General features: G+C 65.4%; 11 protein-coding genes and 1 tRNA gene. 6 read left to right on the top strand and 6 right to left on the bottom strand.

Translation table 11 applies throughout. The annotated features are described in order from the left end of the window. Positions 1–55 precede the first annotated feature (55 nt). Entirely contained in the window at positions 56–2,785 is a 2,730-nt protein-coding gene (gene gyrA, locus BW970_RS00060) for a DNA gyrase subunit A (protein WP_076527504.1), read from the bottom strand. Positions 2,786–2,992: 207 nt separating this feature from the next. Here gyrA and BW970_RS00055 point away from each other — a divergent pair, with 207 nt between their 5' ends. Next, positions 2,993–3,268 carry an usg protein gene (locus tag BW970_RS00055; protein WP_076527502.1) on the top strand — a complete coding sequence of 92 codons (276 nt, stop codon included), beginning with the start codon at positions 2,993–2,995 and terminating at the stop codon, positions 3,266–3,268. 193 nt (positions 3,269–3,461) lie between these two features. Here the strand turns inward: BW970_RS00055 and BW970_RS00050 are convergent, their stop codons facing one another. Together BW970_RS00050 and hemB are read right to left on the bottom strand one after the other, a co-directional pair. Next, entirely contained in the window at positions 3,462–4,025 is a 564-nt protein-coding gene (locus BW970_RS00050) for a lipid-binding SYLF domain-containing protein (protein ID WP_076527500.1), read from the bottom strand. 118 nt (positions 4,026–4,143) lie between these two features. After that, positions 4,144–5,142, bottom strand: coding sequence for a porphobilinogen synthase (gene hemB / locus BW970_RS00045; RefSeq protein WP_076527498.1), 999 nt, complete (start codon positions 5,140–5,142; stop codon positions 4,144–4,146). 123 nt (positions 5,143–5,265) lie between these two features. On the opposite strand from hemB, the gene BW970_RS00040 reads away from it, so the two are divergent. The 3 genes from BW970_RS00040 to BW970_RS00030 are packed head-to-tail and all read left to right on the top strand — an operon-like array spanning position 5,266 to position 10,159. Beyond that, on the top strand, positions 5,266–5,793 hold the full coding sequence (locus BW970_RS00040; RefSeq protein WP_076527496.1) for a component of SufBCD complex: 528 nt from the start codon (positions 5,266–5,268) through the stop codon (positions 5,791–5,793). A gap of 2 nt (positions 5,794–5,795) precedes the next feature. Next, on the top strand, positions 5,796–9,383 hold the full coding sequence (gene mfd, locus BW970_RS00035; protein ID WP_083701075.1) for a transcription-repair coupling factor: 3,588 nt from the start codon (positions 5,796–5,798) through the stop codon (positions 9,381–9,383). After that, the gene (locus tag BW970_RS00030) at positions 9,383–10,159 is read left to right on the top strand and encodes a heme-dependent oxidative N-demethylase family protein (protein ID WP_076527493.1); all 777 of its coding nucleotides are present in this window, start codon (positions 9,383–9,385) and stop codon (positions 10,157–10,159) included. The genes mfd and BW970_RS00030 overlap by 1 nt, the downstream gene beginning before the upstream one ends. On the opposite strand, the gene dusA is transcribed toward BW970_RS00030, so the two are convergent. From dusA to BW970_RS20680, 3 genes are all read right to left on the bottom strand, one after another. Further along, positions 10,156–11,145, bottom strand: a complete 990-nt coding sequence (dusA, locus tag BW970_RS00025; RefSeq protein WP_076527491.1) for a tRNA dihydrouridine(20/20a) synthase DusA — start codon at positions 11,143–11,145, stop codon at positions 10,156–10,158. The genes BW970_RS00030 and dusA overlap by 4 nt on opposite strands. A gap of 179 nt (positions 11,146–11,324) precedes the next feature. After that, positions 11,325–11,400, bottom strand: a tRNA-Trp gene (locus BW970_RS00020). Positions 11,401–11,471: 71 nt separating this feature from the next. Further along, a complete protein-coding gene (locus BW970_RS20680; protein WP_159441406.1) occupies positions 11,472–11,927 on the bottom strand; it encodes a hypothetical protein in 456 nt (151 codons plus the stop codon). 174 nt (positions 11,928–12,101) lie between these two features. On the opposite strand from BW970_RS20680, the gene BW970_RS00010 reads away from it, so the two are divergent. Both BW970_RS00010 and BW970_RS00005 read left to right on the top strand, forming a co-directional pair. After that, on the top strand, positions 12,102–12,683 hold the full coding sequence (locus BW970_RS00010; RefSeq protein WP_076527487.1) for a hypothetical protein: 582 nt from the start codon (positions 12,102–12,104) through the stop codon (positions 12,681–12,683). Positions 12,684–12,807: 124 nt separating this feature from the next. After that, positions 12,808–12,901: GTP-binding protein (locus BW970_RS00005; protein ID WP_018590913.1), on the top strand; the 94-nt coding region annotated here is incomplete at its 3' end.

The raw sequence follows: 12,901 nt of genomic DNA, 5'->3' as shown, positions 1-12,901 counted from the left end.
CCCGCGATATGGGGAGGGCGGGAGCCCTGCACCAGTGCCGGTGCAGGGCCCGCGATCATTCCTCGGCGTCGTCCTCGGCGGCTTCGGCAATACGGGCAACCGATGCCACTTCCTCGCCGGATCCGTTGAGGTTCAGCACCCTGACCCCACCGCCCGAACGCGACATGAAGCGGATTCCCTCGACCGGAATACGGATGGACTGCCCCGAGGACGTGACCAGCATCACCTGATCCGACATGTCCACCGGAAAGGCTGCAACCAGCGGGCCGCCGCGCATCGCCGCATCGGCCGCACGCACCCCGATACCGGCACGTCCGCGTACCGGATAATCATGGCTGGACGTAAGCTTGCCCAGCCCCTTGGCGGTCACGGTCACGATCAGATCCTCGGCCGCCGACATTTCGGCATAGCGTTCGGGAGACAACTGCCCGGCCTCGACGGCATCTTCCTCGTCATCGGCCACATCTTCGTCAGTCGTTCCCGCAATCAGGCGGCGCTGCTTGAGATAGGCGGCCCGTTCCTCGGCGCTGGCATCGAAATGGCGGATCACGGCCATGGAGACCACACTGTCACCCGGCGCCAGCTTCACGCCCCGCACCCCGGTGGAATCCCGCCCCTTGAACACCCGAACATCAGTGGTCGAGAACCGGATCGCCCTGCCCTGACGGGTGACAAGCATCACGTCGTCATTCTCGTCGGCAATCCGCGCATTCACCAGGCTGACACCTTCGGGCAGCTTCATGGCAATCTTGCCGTTGCGCATGATGTTGGTGAAATCCGACAGCGCATTGCGGCGCACGTCGCCATCCGATGTGGCAAAGACGATCTGCAGGCTGTCCCATTCCACCTCGGGCGCGTCCACCGGCATCAGCGCGGCGATCGACACCCCCGGCTGGATCGGCAGGATATTGACGATGGCCTTGCCCTTGGCGGTCCGGCCGGCCAGCGGCAGGCGCCAGCATTTCAACTGATAGACCATGCCATCGGTAGTGAAGAACAACAGCGCCGTATGGGTATTGGCCACGAACAGCGTGGTGACGACATCATCCTCTTTGGTCTGCATCGAGGCCAGACCCTTGCCGCCCCGGCGCTGCGACCGGAATTCGGCCAGCGGGGTCCGCTTGATATAGCCGCCCGAGGTGATGGTGACGACCATATCCTCACGCTCGATCAGATCCTCGTCTTCCAGATCGCCGCCCCATTCGACGATCTCGGTGCGGCGCGGCACGGCAAATTGCGCCTTCACCTCGCGCAATTCATCCGAAATGATCGCCATGATCCGGTCCCGCGACCCCAGGATCGCCAGATAATCCTTGATCCTGGCGGCCAGCTCTTCCAGCTCGTCAGTGACTTCCTTCACGCCCAGTTGTGTCAGGCGTTGCAGCCGCAGGTCCAGAATGGCCCGCGCCTGGGTTTCCGACAGGTTATAGGTGCCGTCGTCGTTCATCTTGTGCGTCGGATCATCGACCAGACGGATGTAATCGGCAATCTCGGCGGCGGGCCAGCGCCGCGTCATCAGACGGTCCCGCGCCTCGGCCGCGTCGGAAGAGGATCGGATCGTCCGCACCACTTCGTCCACATTCGATACGGCAACGGCCAGACCACACAGGACATGGCTGCGATCGCGCGCCTTGTTCAGCTCAAAGGCCGTGCGGCGCACCACCACTTCCTCGCGGAAGGTCAGGAAATGGGTCAGAAAATCGCGCAGCGCCAGCGTCTCGGGGCGCCCGCCGTTCAAGGCCAGCATGTTGCACCCGAAGCTGACCTGCAACGAGGTGAAGCGGAACAACTGGTTCAACACCACATCCGGCGTGGCATCGCGTTTCAACTCGATCACCACGCGTACGCCGATGCGGTCGGATTCGTCGGCGACCCCGGCGATGCCTTCCAGCTTCTTCTCGCGCACCAGTTCCGCGATCTTCTCGATCATCGCGGCCTTGTTGACCTGATAGGGCACCTCGTCCACGACAATGGCGAAACGGTCCTTGCGGACCTCCTCGACACGGGTTTTCGCCCGGATCAGCACCGAGCCGCGCCCGTCGAGATAGGCTTTGCGCGCACCCGAACGGCCCAGAATCTGCCCCCCCGTCGGGAAATCGGGTGCCGGAATGATCTCCATCAGCCTCTCGGTCGACAGATCGGGATTTTCGATCAGCGCCAGCGTGCCGTCGATCACCTCGCCCAGATTGTGCGGCGGAATGCGGGTGGCCATGCCGACGGCGATACCCTCGGCCCCATTGACCAGCATGTTGGGATACCGCGCCGGCAGAACGACCGGCTCACGGTCCTTGCCATCGTAGTTGTCCTGAAAATCAACGGTGTTCTTGTCGATATCCGCCAGAAGGAAGGCCGCAGGCTTGTCCATCCGCACTTCGGTATAGCGCATCGCGGCCGCCGCATCGCCATCCATCGAGCCGAAGTTGCCCTGCCCGTCCAACAGCTTGAGCGACATGGAAAACGGCTGCGCCATCCGCACCAGCGCATCATAGATCGCACTGTCACCATGTGGGTGATACTTGCCCATCGTATCGCCCACCGGTCGCGCCGATTTCCGATAGGGCTTGTCGTGGGTATTGCCGCTTTCATGCATCGAAAACAGGATGCGACGGTGCACCGGCTTCAGCCCGTCGCGCAGATCGGGGATCGCGCGCGACACGATGACCGACATCGCATAATCCAGATAGGCCGTCCGCATTTCGGCCGAGATATCGACCTGCGGGCCGGAATGGGTGGGGCGCTCCGGCATTTCCGGTGCGGTTTCAATGTCTTCCGGGCGGTCGTTCACGTTCGCTCGATCTCTGGCTGGAAGGGGGTCTTGCAACCCCAGATTTGGTTGCGCGGACTATAGACCATGCAAGGGCTTGGGTGCAAGGCAAGCAGCCGGGCCGGATCTGGCAGCCAACGACCTGTAGTGACAACATACTGTTTTCATTGATTAACAACCCGAATCTGGCACTATGGGATCAGGGGGGGCCACAACCGGAGGTCAGGAATGCGCGACGATCCAAGCGAAACCGAACTGATGCTGAAGGGCTATGGGCTGACAACGGCAGAGTTCTTCTACCGGATGCCCGATTATCAGCGCGTGCTGAACAGCTATATCTGGCAAGAGTATGATCTGGCACCCGATCATCCCAGGCTGTTTGCCTTCATCGAATTCTGGCAGGATACCATCGAAGGCCCGCTGCATTCGGTCCGGTTCACGCATCGCAAGCTGATCGCCCCCGGTGAATGGCGCAACGTCACCGACGAATTCACCCTGCACTGAACGCGAGGGGGCGCACCCCCTCGCACTCCCCGCTTCAAGGGAGGCACGCCCCCCTTGAAAATCCCCGTGGGTATTTCAGGCAAGATGAAAGCAAAGAAAAGCGCCGTCTTCCCCGTTCATCTTGCCCCAAATACCCAAAACTGCCTGCCACGATGTGCACGCAAGGGTCGCCGCGCGACGCCGGCCACGGGTCTCAGGGAATGATACGGGTGTATTTGATGCCCGACAGCGTCGCGCCTGCGATCAGCCCCGACTGGCCAAAGACCAGCGCGATGACAGGGGCGTTCTCGGTGCTCTCCTTGCCGATGCTGCCGCCCTTGTCGGGCAGCGCATAGCGGGCGTCCGCGCCCACGGCCCAGCCGTCGGCACGACGGAATTCCCCCAGCGATTCCTCGGTCATGAAGAACAGCGCATGGGCATATTGCTGCGCGCCGATCTGGAATCCGATGGTGGCACGGACAGCGGCATAATAGTCCACAGTGACATTGTTGATGCGCAGCGCGCCGCGGCCGAACCCGCCGCCGACACCGAACCCCGCCTCGGTCACCAGCGGGATATACAGCACACCCGAGGCTTTGGCGGCCAGATCGCGGGTGCCGGGGTAGCGGTTGAAGAGGAAATCGCGGGTGGCATCGACGCGGGCGTCGATGGTTTCCCCGCCGCGCGATCCAAGGCCGTTGCCGCAGGCCGCCAGGGCCAGGGTCGCGCCAAGGCCCGTCAGGAGGCCGCGCCGGGGAAGGCTGATGGAATGGGTCATGGGGTGCTCCGCCTCTGGGTGGGGCTGTGGGCGCCCCTTGAACAAAGAATACCAACAATACCGGGGCCTGTCACCGGGTCGGTTGCGCCTTGCGCGACTGTTCGCCGCGCCGCGTCGATCAGCCGTTCAGCGCGCGCGCCATGGCGGGTGCGAAGTAGGTCAGGATACCGTCGCAACCGGCGCGACGGAAGCACAGCAGGCTTTCGGCCATCGCGCGTGTGCCGTCGATCCAGCCGTTCTGCTCGGCGGCGCGGATCATCGCATATTCCCCCGAAACCTGATAGGCATAGGTGGGTGCGCCAAAGGCATCCTTGACCCGGCGGCAGATGTCCAGATAGGGCATCCCCGGCTTGACCATGACCATGTCGGCGCCTTCGGACAGATCGCGGGCGACCAGTCGCAGCGCCTCGTCGGAATTTCCGGGATTCATCTGATAGGTCTTCTTGTCGCCGACCAGTCGCCCCGAGGCGCCGACCGCATCGCGGAACGGCCCGTAAAAGCAACTCGCATATTTCGCGGCATAGGACATGATCGCCACATCCTTGTGCCCGGCCGACTCCATCGCGGTGCGGATCGCGCCGATCCGGCCATCCATCATGTCGGACGGTCCAAGGATGTCGGCCCCGGCTTCGGCCTGGGCCAGCGCCATCCTGACCAATGCCTCGACGGATTCGTCATTCAGGATGATACCGTCGCGCACCAGCCCGTCATGGCCATTCGCATTGTAGGGATCCAGTGCGATGTCGGTCATCACCGCCAGATCGGGCAGTTCTGCCTTGAGCGCGCGGATCGCCCGGTTGGTCAGGTTCTGGGGGTTCCAGGCTTCGGCGCAATCTTCGGTGCGCAGGGCCGCGTCGGTATAGGGAAACAGACAGATCGCCGGAATTCCCAGCCGGTGCGCCTCGGTGGCCTGCACCAGCAGCCGATCCAGCGACAGTCGCGCGACGCCGGGCATCGAGGGGATCGGCTCTTCGACCCCCTGTCCGTCGCGGATGAACACCGGCCAGATCAGATCGGCGGCCGACAGCCGTTCCTGCTGCACCAGATCGCGCAGGGCGGGCGTCCGGCGCAGGCGGCGAAAGCGGGTGGCGGGGTACGGCGCAAAGGTCGGTGTCATGGCGGGCGTCCGGCGTGGCTGGCGATGCCGCCCTGCCTGCCACACCTGCGCGTGTATCTCAAGGCTGGGAATCCCCCGGCCCACAAGCTAGAACAGCCCGAGACATCCAGCCAGAGGCCAAGCGTGGACCTGCCCCGCACCATCTTCGAAGTCATCGACATGCGGTCGTTCTCGAACCTGTGGTTCTGGATCGCGCTTGCGGTCATGTGGTCGACCGCCAGTCACTGGGTGATCGGCGTGCCGTGGGATCTGGTCTTGCGCGCCCGGCGCAAGGGCGGCGCGCAACAGCAGGATGTCGAGGATCTGGCCCGGATCTATACCCGTCGCCTGCTGTTCATCGGGCGGGTGTCCGGCACCTGGCTGATGGGTCTGGTCGCTGGCAGCCTGTCGGGCCTGTGGGTGCTGGGGTTCTGGTATGGCATCCAGTTCTGTCAGGCGGTCTTTCTGCTGCTTGCACCGATGAGCCTGGTCGCCTTGCTGTCGCTGCGCGCCGCCAGGCGAATCGAGGCCGGAGAAGACACCGGCGAGGCGCTGTACCGCCGCCTGCGGGCCCATCGGTTCACCACCCAGGCCATCGGGCTGACCTCTATCTTCTTTACCGCGATGTGGGGGATGTTCCAGAACCTGTCCGCGTCGGTGCTGGGGAACTGACCATGGTGCGAGTGCTGGCCGGGGGCGCGCCGGAAGGATTCGATGCCACGCTTGTGCTGCGCGAGGCGGCCAGGGCGCCTGTCCTGCATGTGGCGCGCGACGACAAGCGGGCCGAGGCGATGCGGGCCGCGCTGGCGGTCCTGGCGCCTGACCGGCTGGTGCTGTCCTTTCCAGCCTGGGACTGCCTGCCCTATGACCGCATCTCGCCCAACCCCGAGGTATCGGCGGCGCGGATGTCCGTCCTCGCCGCGCTGGCGCATGGGCTGCCCGTGGCCCCGATCGTGCTGACCACGCTGTCGGCGGCCACCCAGCGGGTGCCTGCCCGTGACAGCCTGCGCACCGCCAGCTTTGTTGCACGGGTCGGGGACCGGGTGGACGAAGGGGCGCTGCGGGCCTTTCTGGTACGCGCCGGTTTCGTGCAGACCCCGACCGTGACCGAACCCGGCGATTGCGCGCTGCGCGGCGGGATCGTCGATGTCTGGCCACCGGGGATCGACGCCCCCCTGCGGCTGGATTTCTTTGGCGACCAGCTGGATACGATCCGCCGATTTGACCCGGAGACCCAGCGCTCCGGCGATCGGCTTACCCATGTGGATCTGGCGCCGGTGTCGGAAATCATTCTGGACGACGCCGCGATCAGCCGTTTTCGGCAGAATTACCGGCGCGCGTTCGGCGCGGGCGGAAATGACGATCCGCTGTATGAATCGGTCAGTGCGGGTCGCAAACATGCCGGGATGGAGCATTGGCTGCCATTCTTCCATGATCGGCTGGAAACGCTGTTCGACTATCTGCCCGGTGCCACGATCACGCTGGACGACCAGTCCGAGGCCATGCGCGCCGCCCGATGGGAGGCGATAGCCGACCAGTATGACGCCCGGCGCGAGGCATTGGGCACGAAGGCGCGGCTCGACAGCGTCTACAAGCCCTGCCCGCCCGAATTGCTGTATCTGGACGATGCGGCGTGGGGCGTGGCGCTGGCGGACAGCCGCGTGGTGCAGTTCCATGGCGCCCCGCAACCGCCCGGACCCGCGGTGATCGACGCAGGCGCCCGGCGCGGGCGCAGCTTTGCCGCCGAACGGCAGGCCGAGGGCGTGGATCTGTTCGCAGCCGTGGCCGACCATATCCGCGCGCGCAAATCCGCCGGCCATGTGATCCTGACCCACTATTCCGAAGGCGCGCGCGACCGGATGGCCGGGCTTTTGGCGGATCAGGGCATGACCGGCGCCGAACTGGTGGACGATCTGCGCGCCCTGCCCCCGGCGCAACCGGGCAAGGGGCGGCTCTATCTGGTCATCTGGCCGCTGGAGGACGGGTTCGAGGCGCCGGGCCTGACGGTGATTTCCGAACAGGACATCCTGGGCGACCGTATGGTCGGACGCCCCCGGCGCAAGCGCAAGGCCGAGAATTTCCTGAACGAAACCTCCAGCCTGTCGCCCGGCGATCTGGTGGTTCATGTCGAACATGGCATCGGCCGTTTCAAGGGGCTGGAAACGATCACCGCGCTGGGGGCGCCGCATGATTGTGTGGCGCTGGAATATGCGGGGGGCGACCGGCTGTATCTGCCGGTGGAAAACATCGAGCTGCTGTCGCGCTATGGCCATGACGAAGGTCTGCTGGACAAGCTGGGCGGCGGGGCCTGGCAGGCGCGCAAGGCCAAGCTCAAGGAACGCATCCGCGAGATTGCCGACCGCCTGATGCGCGTGGCCGCCGAACGCCACCTGCGCGCGGCCCCCGTGCTGACCCCGCCCGATGGCATGTGGGACCAGTTCTGCGCCCGCTTTCCCTATATGGAAACCGATGATCAGTTGTCGGCCATCGCCGCTGTACTGGAGGATCTGGCCAATGGCAACCCGATGGACCGTCTGGTCGTCGGCGATGTCGGGTTCGGCAAGACCGAGGTGGCGATGCGCGCGGCCTTTGTCGCCGCCATGGCCGGGTTGCAGGTGGCGGTCATCGCCCCGACCACCCTGCTGGCCCGCCAGCACTATCGCGGATTTGCCGAACGGTTCCGGGGGTTTCCGCTGAACGTGCGCCCGTTGTCGCGGTTTGTCACCGCCAAGGAGGCGGCCGCCACCCGCGCCGGGCTTGCCGATGGCACGGTCGATATCGTCGTGGGCACCCATGCCGTTCTGGCCCAGGCGGTCAAGTTCATGCGCCTGGGCCTGATGATCATCGACGAGGAACAGCATTTCGGCGTGGCGCACAAGGAACGGCTCAAGGAATTGCGCTCGGACGTCCATGTCCTGACGCTGACGGCAACGCCCATCCCGCGCACGCTGCAACTGTCGCTGTCGGGCGTGCGGGATTTGTCGATCATCGCCACGCCTCCGGTGGACCGGCTGGCGATCCGCACCTATGTGTCCGAGTTCGACGGCGTCACCATCCGCGAGGCGCTGCTGCGCGAGAAATATCGCGGCGGGCAGTCGTTCTTTGTGGTGCCGCGCATTTCTGACCTGCCAGACATCGAGGATTTCCTGCGCGAACACGTGCCCGAAGTCTCGGTGATCACCGCCACCGGGCAGCTTGCGGCAGGCGATCTGGATCAGCGCATGAACGATTTCTACGATGGCAAGGCCGATGTGCTGCTGGCCACCACCATCGTCGAATCCGGTCTCGACATTCCGACGGCCAACACGATGATCGTGCATCGCGCGGATATGTTCGGCCTGTCGCAGCTCTATCAGATCCGCGGCAGGGTCGGGCGCAGCAAGACCCGCGCCTATTGCTATCTGACCACCAAGCCGCGCGTTCCCCTGACACCACAGGCGGAAAAGCGGCTGAAGCTTCTGGCCAGCTTTGACAGCCTCGGGGCGGGCTTTACCCTGGCCAGCCACGATCTGGACCAGCGCGGCGCCGGGAACCTGCTGGGCGAGGAGCAGTCGGGCCATATCAAGGAAGTCGGGTTCGAACTGTACCAGCACATGCTGGAAGAGACGATCGCCAAGATCAAATCCGGCGAGATCGAAGGACCGCAGGCGCTGGATACCGATTGGTCGCCCCAGATCAACCTGGGCGTGCCGGTGATGATCCCCGAGGATTACATTCCAGATCTGGACGTGCGGCTGGGCCTCTATCGCCGCCTGTCCGGTCTGACCGGCAAGGTCGAACTGGAAGGGTTCGCCGCCGAACTGATCGACCGCTTCGGTCCTGTCCCGCGCGAGGTCAACACGCTCTTGCTGGTCATGCGTATCAAGGCGATGTGCAAAAAGGCTGGCATCGCCCGGCTGGATGGCGGGCCAAAGGGCGCCACCGTGCAATTCCACGGCGACAAATACGCCAATCCGGCCGGTCTGGTCGAATATCTGCAATCCGACCCGCAGCATACGCGGATCAAGGACAACAAGCTGGTCATCGCCCGCGACTGGTCCTCCGAGGCCGACAAGATCAAGGGCGCCTTCGCCATCGCCCGCGATCTGGCCGACCGCACCCGCCCCGGCGCGGCGCCCAAACAACCGCCCCGCCCGACCGGCCCGCCGCCCAAGGCCCCGCCGCCACCGCCGCCGCCCAAGCCGATGCCGCGGGCGGTGCCGGTGGAACGGCGCAAGCTGGGTCCGCGCGACAAGCCGGTCTTTCCGGGGCGCCGCCGGTGATGGCGCCCATCCTGCAACGACGCTTGCCGCAGATGCCCTGGATGCAACCGGCCACCGCACGGCTGCCCGGCATCCAGCCGGTGGCCCCCGGTGACTGGTTGCGCGTGGACGAGGCTTTTGCAGGCCAGATGGCCGAACGCGACCGGCTGATCCGCACCTGCCCCGAGACGGTCCATGCCCTGATGGCCCCGGCCCAAGAGGCGGCATCGGAACTGCTGGAGCTGGTGCTGCCCCAACTGCCAGCCCTTGGCCACCACATGGGCCACGGCTCTGTCACCCGCCCCGATGGTGTTACCGTCCCGCTGGATCGGGCCGCACCGCTGTTGACCCTGGGCCGGCTGGTGCAAGAGGATTTCTGCATCCACCTGCCCCAGGGAAGCGAACACGCCCTGATGGCGGCCATCCTGTGCTTTCCGGCCAGTTGGACGCTGGCCGAAAAGATCGGCCGCCCGCTGACGGGGATCCATACTCCGGTCGCGGTCTATGATGCGGCACTGGCCGCGCGCGTCCAGCGGCTGTTCGATGCGATCCGGCCCGAACAACCACTCTGGCGGGCCAATGCGCTGCTGTACGAAGACCCAAGCCTGCACCAGCCCCGCCGCGAAGGCGAGGAACGGCCGCGCCCGCAGTCAAGAAATTACCTGAGAACCGAGCGCCAATGCCTTGTCAGGCTGGAAAAAACCCGCGCCGTGGTATTCTCGATCCACACCAGCATCGTTCATATCGACGATGTTGACCCCGACGCTCTGGCCGCGTTCCACGCCCTGCACCCTTAGGCGGCGCGCGACACCACCGCAGCCAGTGCCGCGTCATAGTCTGCCAGCCCCGATCCGGGCCGCCCGCCTGCCTCGGACAACAGCCGCCGCCAAGCCCGCGCACCGGGCCGCCCAGTGAACAGGCCCAGCATGTGCCGGGTGATCTGATGCAGCCGCCCGCCCCGTTCCAGATGCCGCGCGATATAGGGGCGCATCGCCTCGGCCGCGCCTTCGGCGCTGTCCACCGGATCGGCCTGCCCCCACAGGGTGCTGTCGGCCCCCAGCAACACCGCAGCCGGATCGTGATAGGCGGCCCGGCCAAACATCGCCCCGTCCAGCCCCTGATCCAGCAATCCCGGCACCTGATCGCGCGCGGTCAACCCGCCGTTCAGACAGATTTCAAGCTGGGGAAAGTCCCGCTTCATCTGCACCACCAAGGCATGGTTCAGCGGCGGGATCTCGCGGTTCTCCTTGGGGCTCAGCCCTTGCAGCCAGGCCTTGCGGGCATGGATCACGAAATGCCGCACACCTGCCGCCGAGACGGTTTCCAGAAAGGCGGGCAGCACCTCCTCGGGCACCTGATCATCAACGCCGATGCGGCATTTCACCGTCACAGGCCGGGGCTGTGCCGCGATCATGGCCGCCACACACTCGGCCACCAGTTCCGGGCGTTCCATCAGCACCGCGCCAAAGCACCCCGATTGCACCCGGTCCGATGGGCAGCCGCAGTTCAGGTTGATCTCGTCATAGCCGAAGTCGGCGCCGATGGCCGCCGCCTGCGCCAACTGTGCCGGATCCGACCCGCCCAGTTGCAGCACAACCGGATGCTCTGCTGCCTCAAAACCCAAGAGCCGCTCGCGGTCGCCATGGATCACCGCAGGGGCGGTCACCATTTCGGTCCACAACTGCGCCCGGCGCGACAGGGTGCGGTGAAAGGCCCGGCAATGCCGGTCGGTCCAATCCATCATTGGGGCGACAGACAGCCTGTGCGGCGGCGGGACCGGCATCGCCGCGCCAGCGCCTCGGACGGCCTGGGCCTGTCCTGCCGGGCCTGGCCCGAAAGCGGGTCCACCGATTGCGCCACCCGGCATGTGATACTCCGCTGATCGCTTTGCACCTTGGAAGATGCTGCCCCACGGGGCACCATCCGAATGGTGTCACAGGCCACAAGTCCCGACGAGGAACTTGGCAGGGGCAGAGGGACTCGAACCCGCGACCCTCGGTTTTGGAGACCGATGCTCTACCAACTGAGCTATACCCCTAGGCCGTGGCGCAGGGGTTAAGCCAGCGGCTCGGGCGGGTCAAGGGGGAATCGCGGGCGACCGCGGCCGGATCATTCGCCGATCAGCTTGCAGCCAATGGTCTGCGGCCTGCCGGCAAAATCCTGCACCGGCCCGTCGATCAGCCCGCAGTCCAGCAGGTTGTCCTCGGCGCCGAAACGCGCGGAATAGATATTCACGTTCACCTGCGGCGCGACCACCTGCGCATGTGGCATCGCCGCCAGATTCGCCCCCAGCCGCAGCCGTTGCGGTACCGGCCAGATCACATGTTCCTCCAGCCCCAGAAAGATCAGCCCGTCCTCGTCCGGCTCGATCGTCGCGCCGGGCGCGGGTTCGCCGAAATAAAACGCCGAGACCGTGACCATTTCGGACAGGCCCGCAAGTTCCTGCAAGGCCCGCTGCGAAAATGTCAGTTCAAGCGTCAGGGGCGGGTCATCGGCACGGGCCGGGGCGGCCAGCGCGACCGTCAGGACGGCCCAGACAATGGCAAGGGCGGCTTTGTGCGGCATGGGCGACTCGCGGGGCGGGAGGTGGTGGTCAGACGCCATGGGGACACGGCGCCGCAGCGCGGTCAAGCGTGCCCGATACGGGGGGGCATCGGCGGGATCCTGGCCGCAGACGGGGGCGGGCGTTGCCCCGGTGCCGGCTTTCGGCTATGGCGGTTCGGCCAACGGAGAACCCCGATGACCGCATTCCGCCTGATCGCCCTGACCGCCGCCACCCTGGCGCTGGCCGCCTGCGAAACCCGCACCGGCCTTGATGCCCCGCCTGCAGAGCTTGCATCGTTCAAGCTGGGCCATGTCGCCGTCGTGGCCGACAAGGCGACCAAGGCGCCGATTTCACGCGATGCACAGCCCGAACAATGGAAAGCCGCGCTGAGCAAGGCCGTTCGCGACAGGTTCGGACGGATCGACGGCGACACGTTCTATCACCTGGGCGTGCATGTCGATGGCTATGCGCTTGCCCCGCCCGGTGTGCCGCTGGTGATCTCGCCCAAATCGGTGCTGATCATCTCGGTCACGCTGATCACCGACACCGAGGGCGGCAAGGTGTTGAACCCCAAGCCAGAGCAGCTGACTGTGTTCGAAACCCTGTCGGGCGGCACAGTCGTCGGCACCGGGCTGACCAAGACCGCCGAAGAGCAGATGGAAAATCTGTCCTTCAACGCAGCCCTTGCCATCGAGGACTGGCTGGCAAAGAACCCGCAGTTCTTCGACCCGGATGCCAAGCCGATCGTGACCATTCCCGCCGCATCGGTGAAATGACACACAGGCGCCGGCCTCTACGCGACGGCGCTTGAAATTTCCCTTGGCAGCCGATACATCGCGCCCGGTGTTGAATCGGGCCGGCCGCGCCTGCGGGGGCCCCCAAGCATGGGATGTCTGGGCCATGGCGAAGGCAAAGTTTGAACGTAACAAGCCGCACGTGAACATCGGGACGATTGGTCACGTTGACCACGGCAAGACGACGCTGACGGCTGCGA

This window comes from Gemmobacter megaterium, assembly GCF_900156815.1.
In the GTDB taxonomy this organism is placed as follows: Bacteria; Pseudomonadota; Alphaproteobacteria; order Rhodobacterales; family Rhodobacteraceae; genus Wagnerdoeblera; species Wagnerdoeblera megaterium.
The sequence above is the reverse complement of the archived record's forward strand: the minus strand, read 5'-3'. Positions and strand labels throughout refer to the sequence as shown.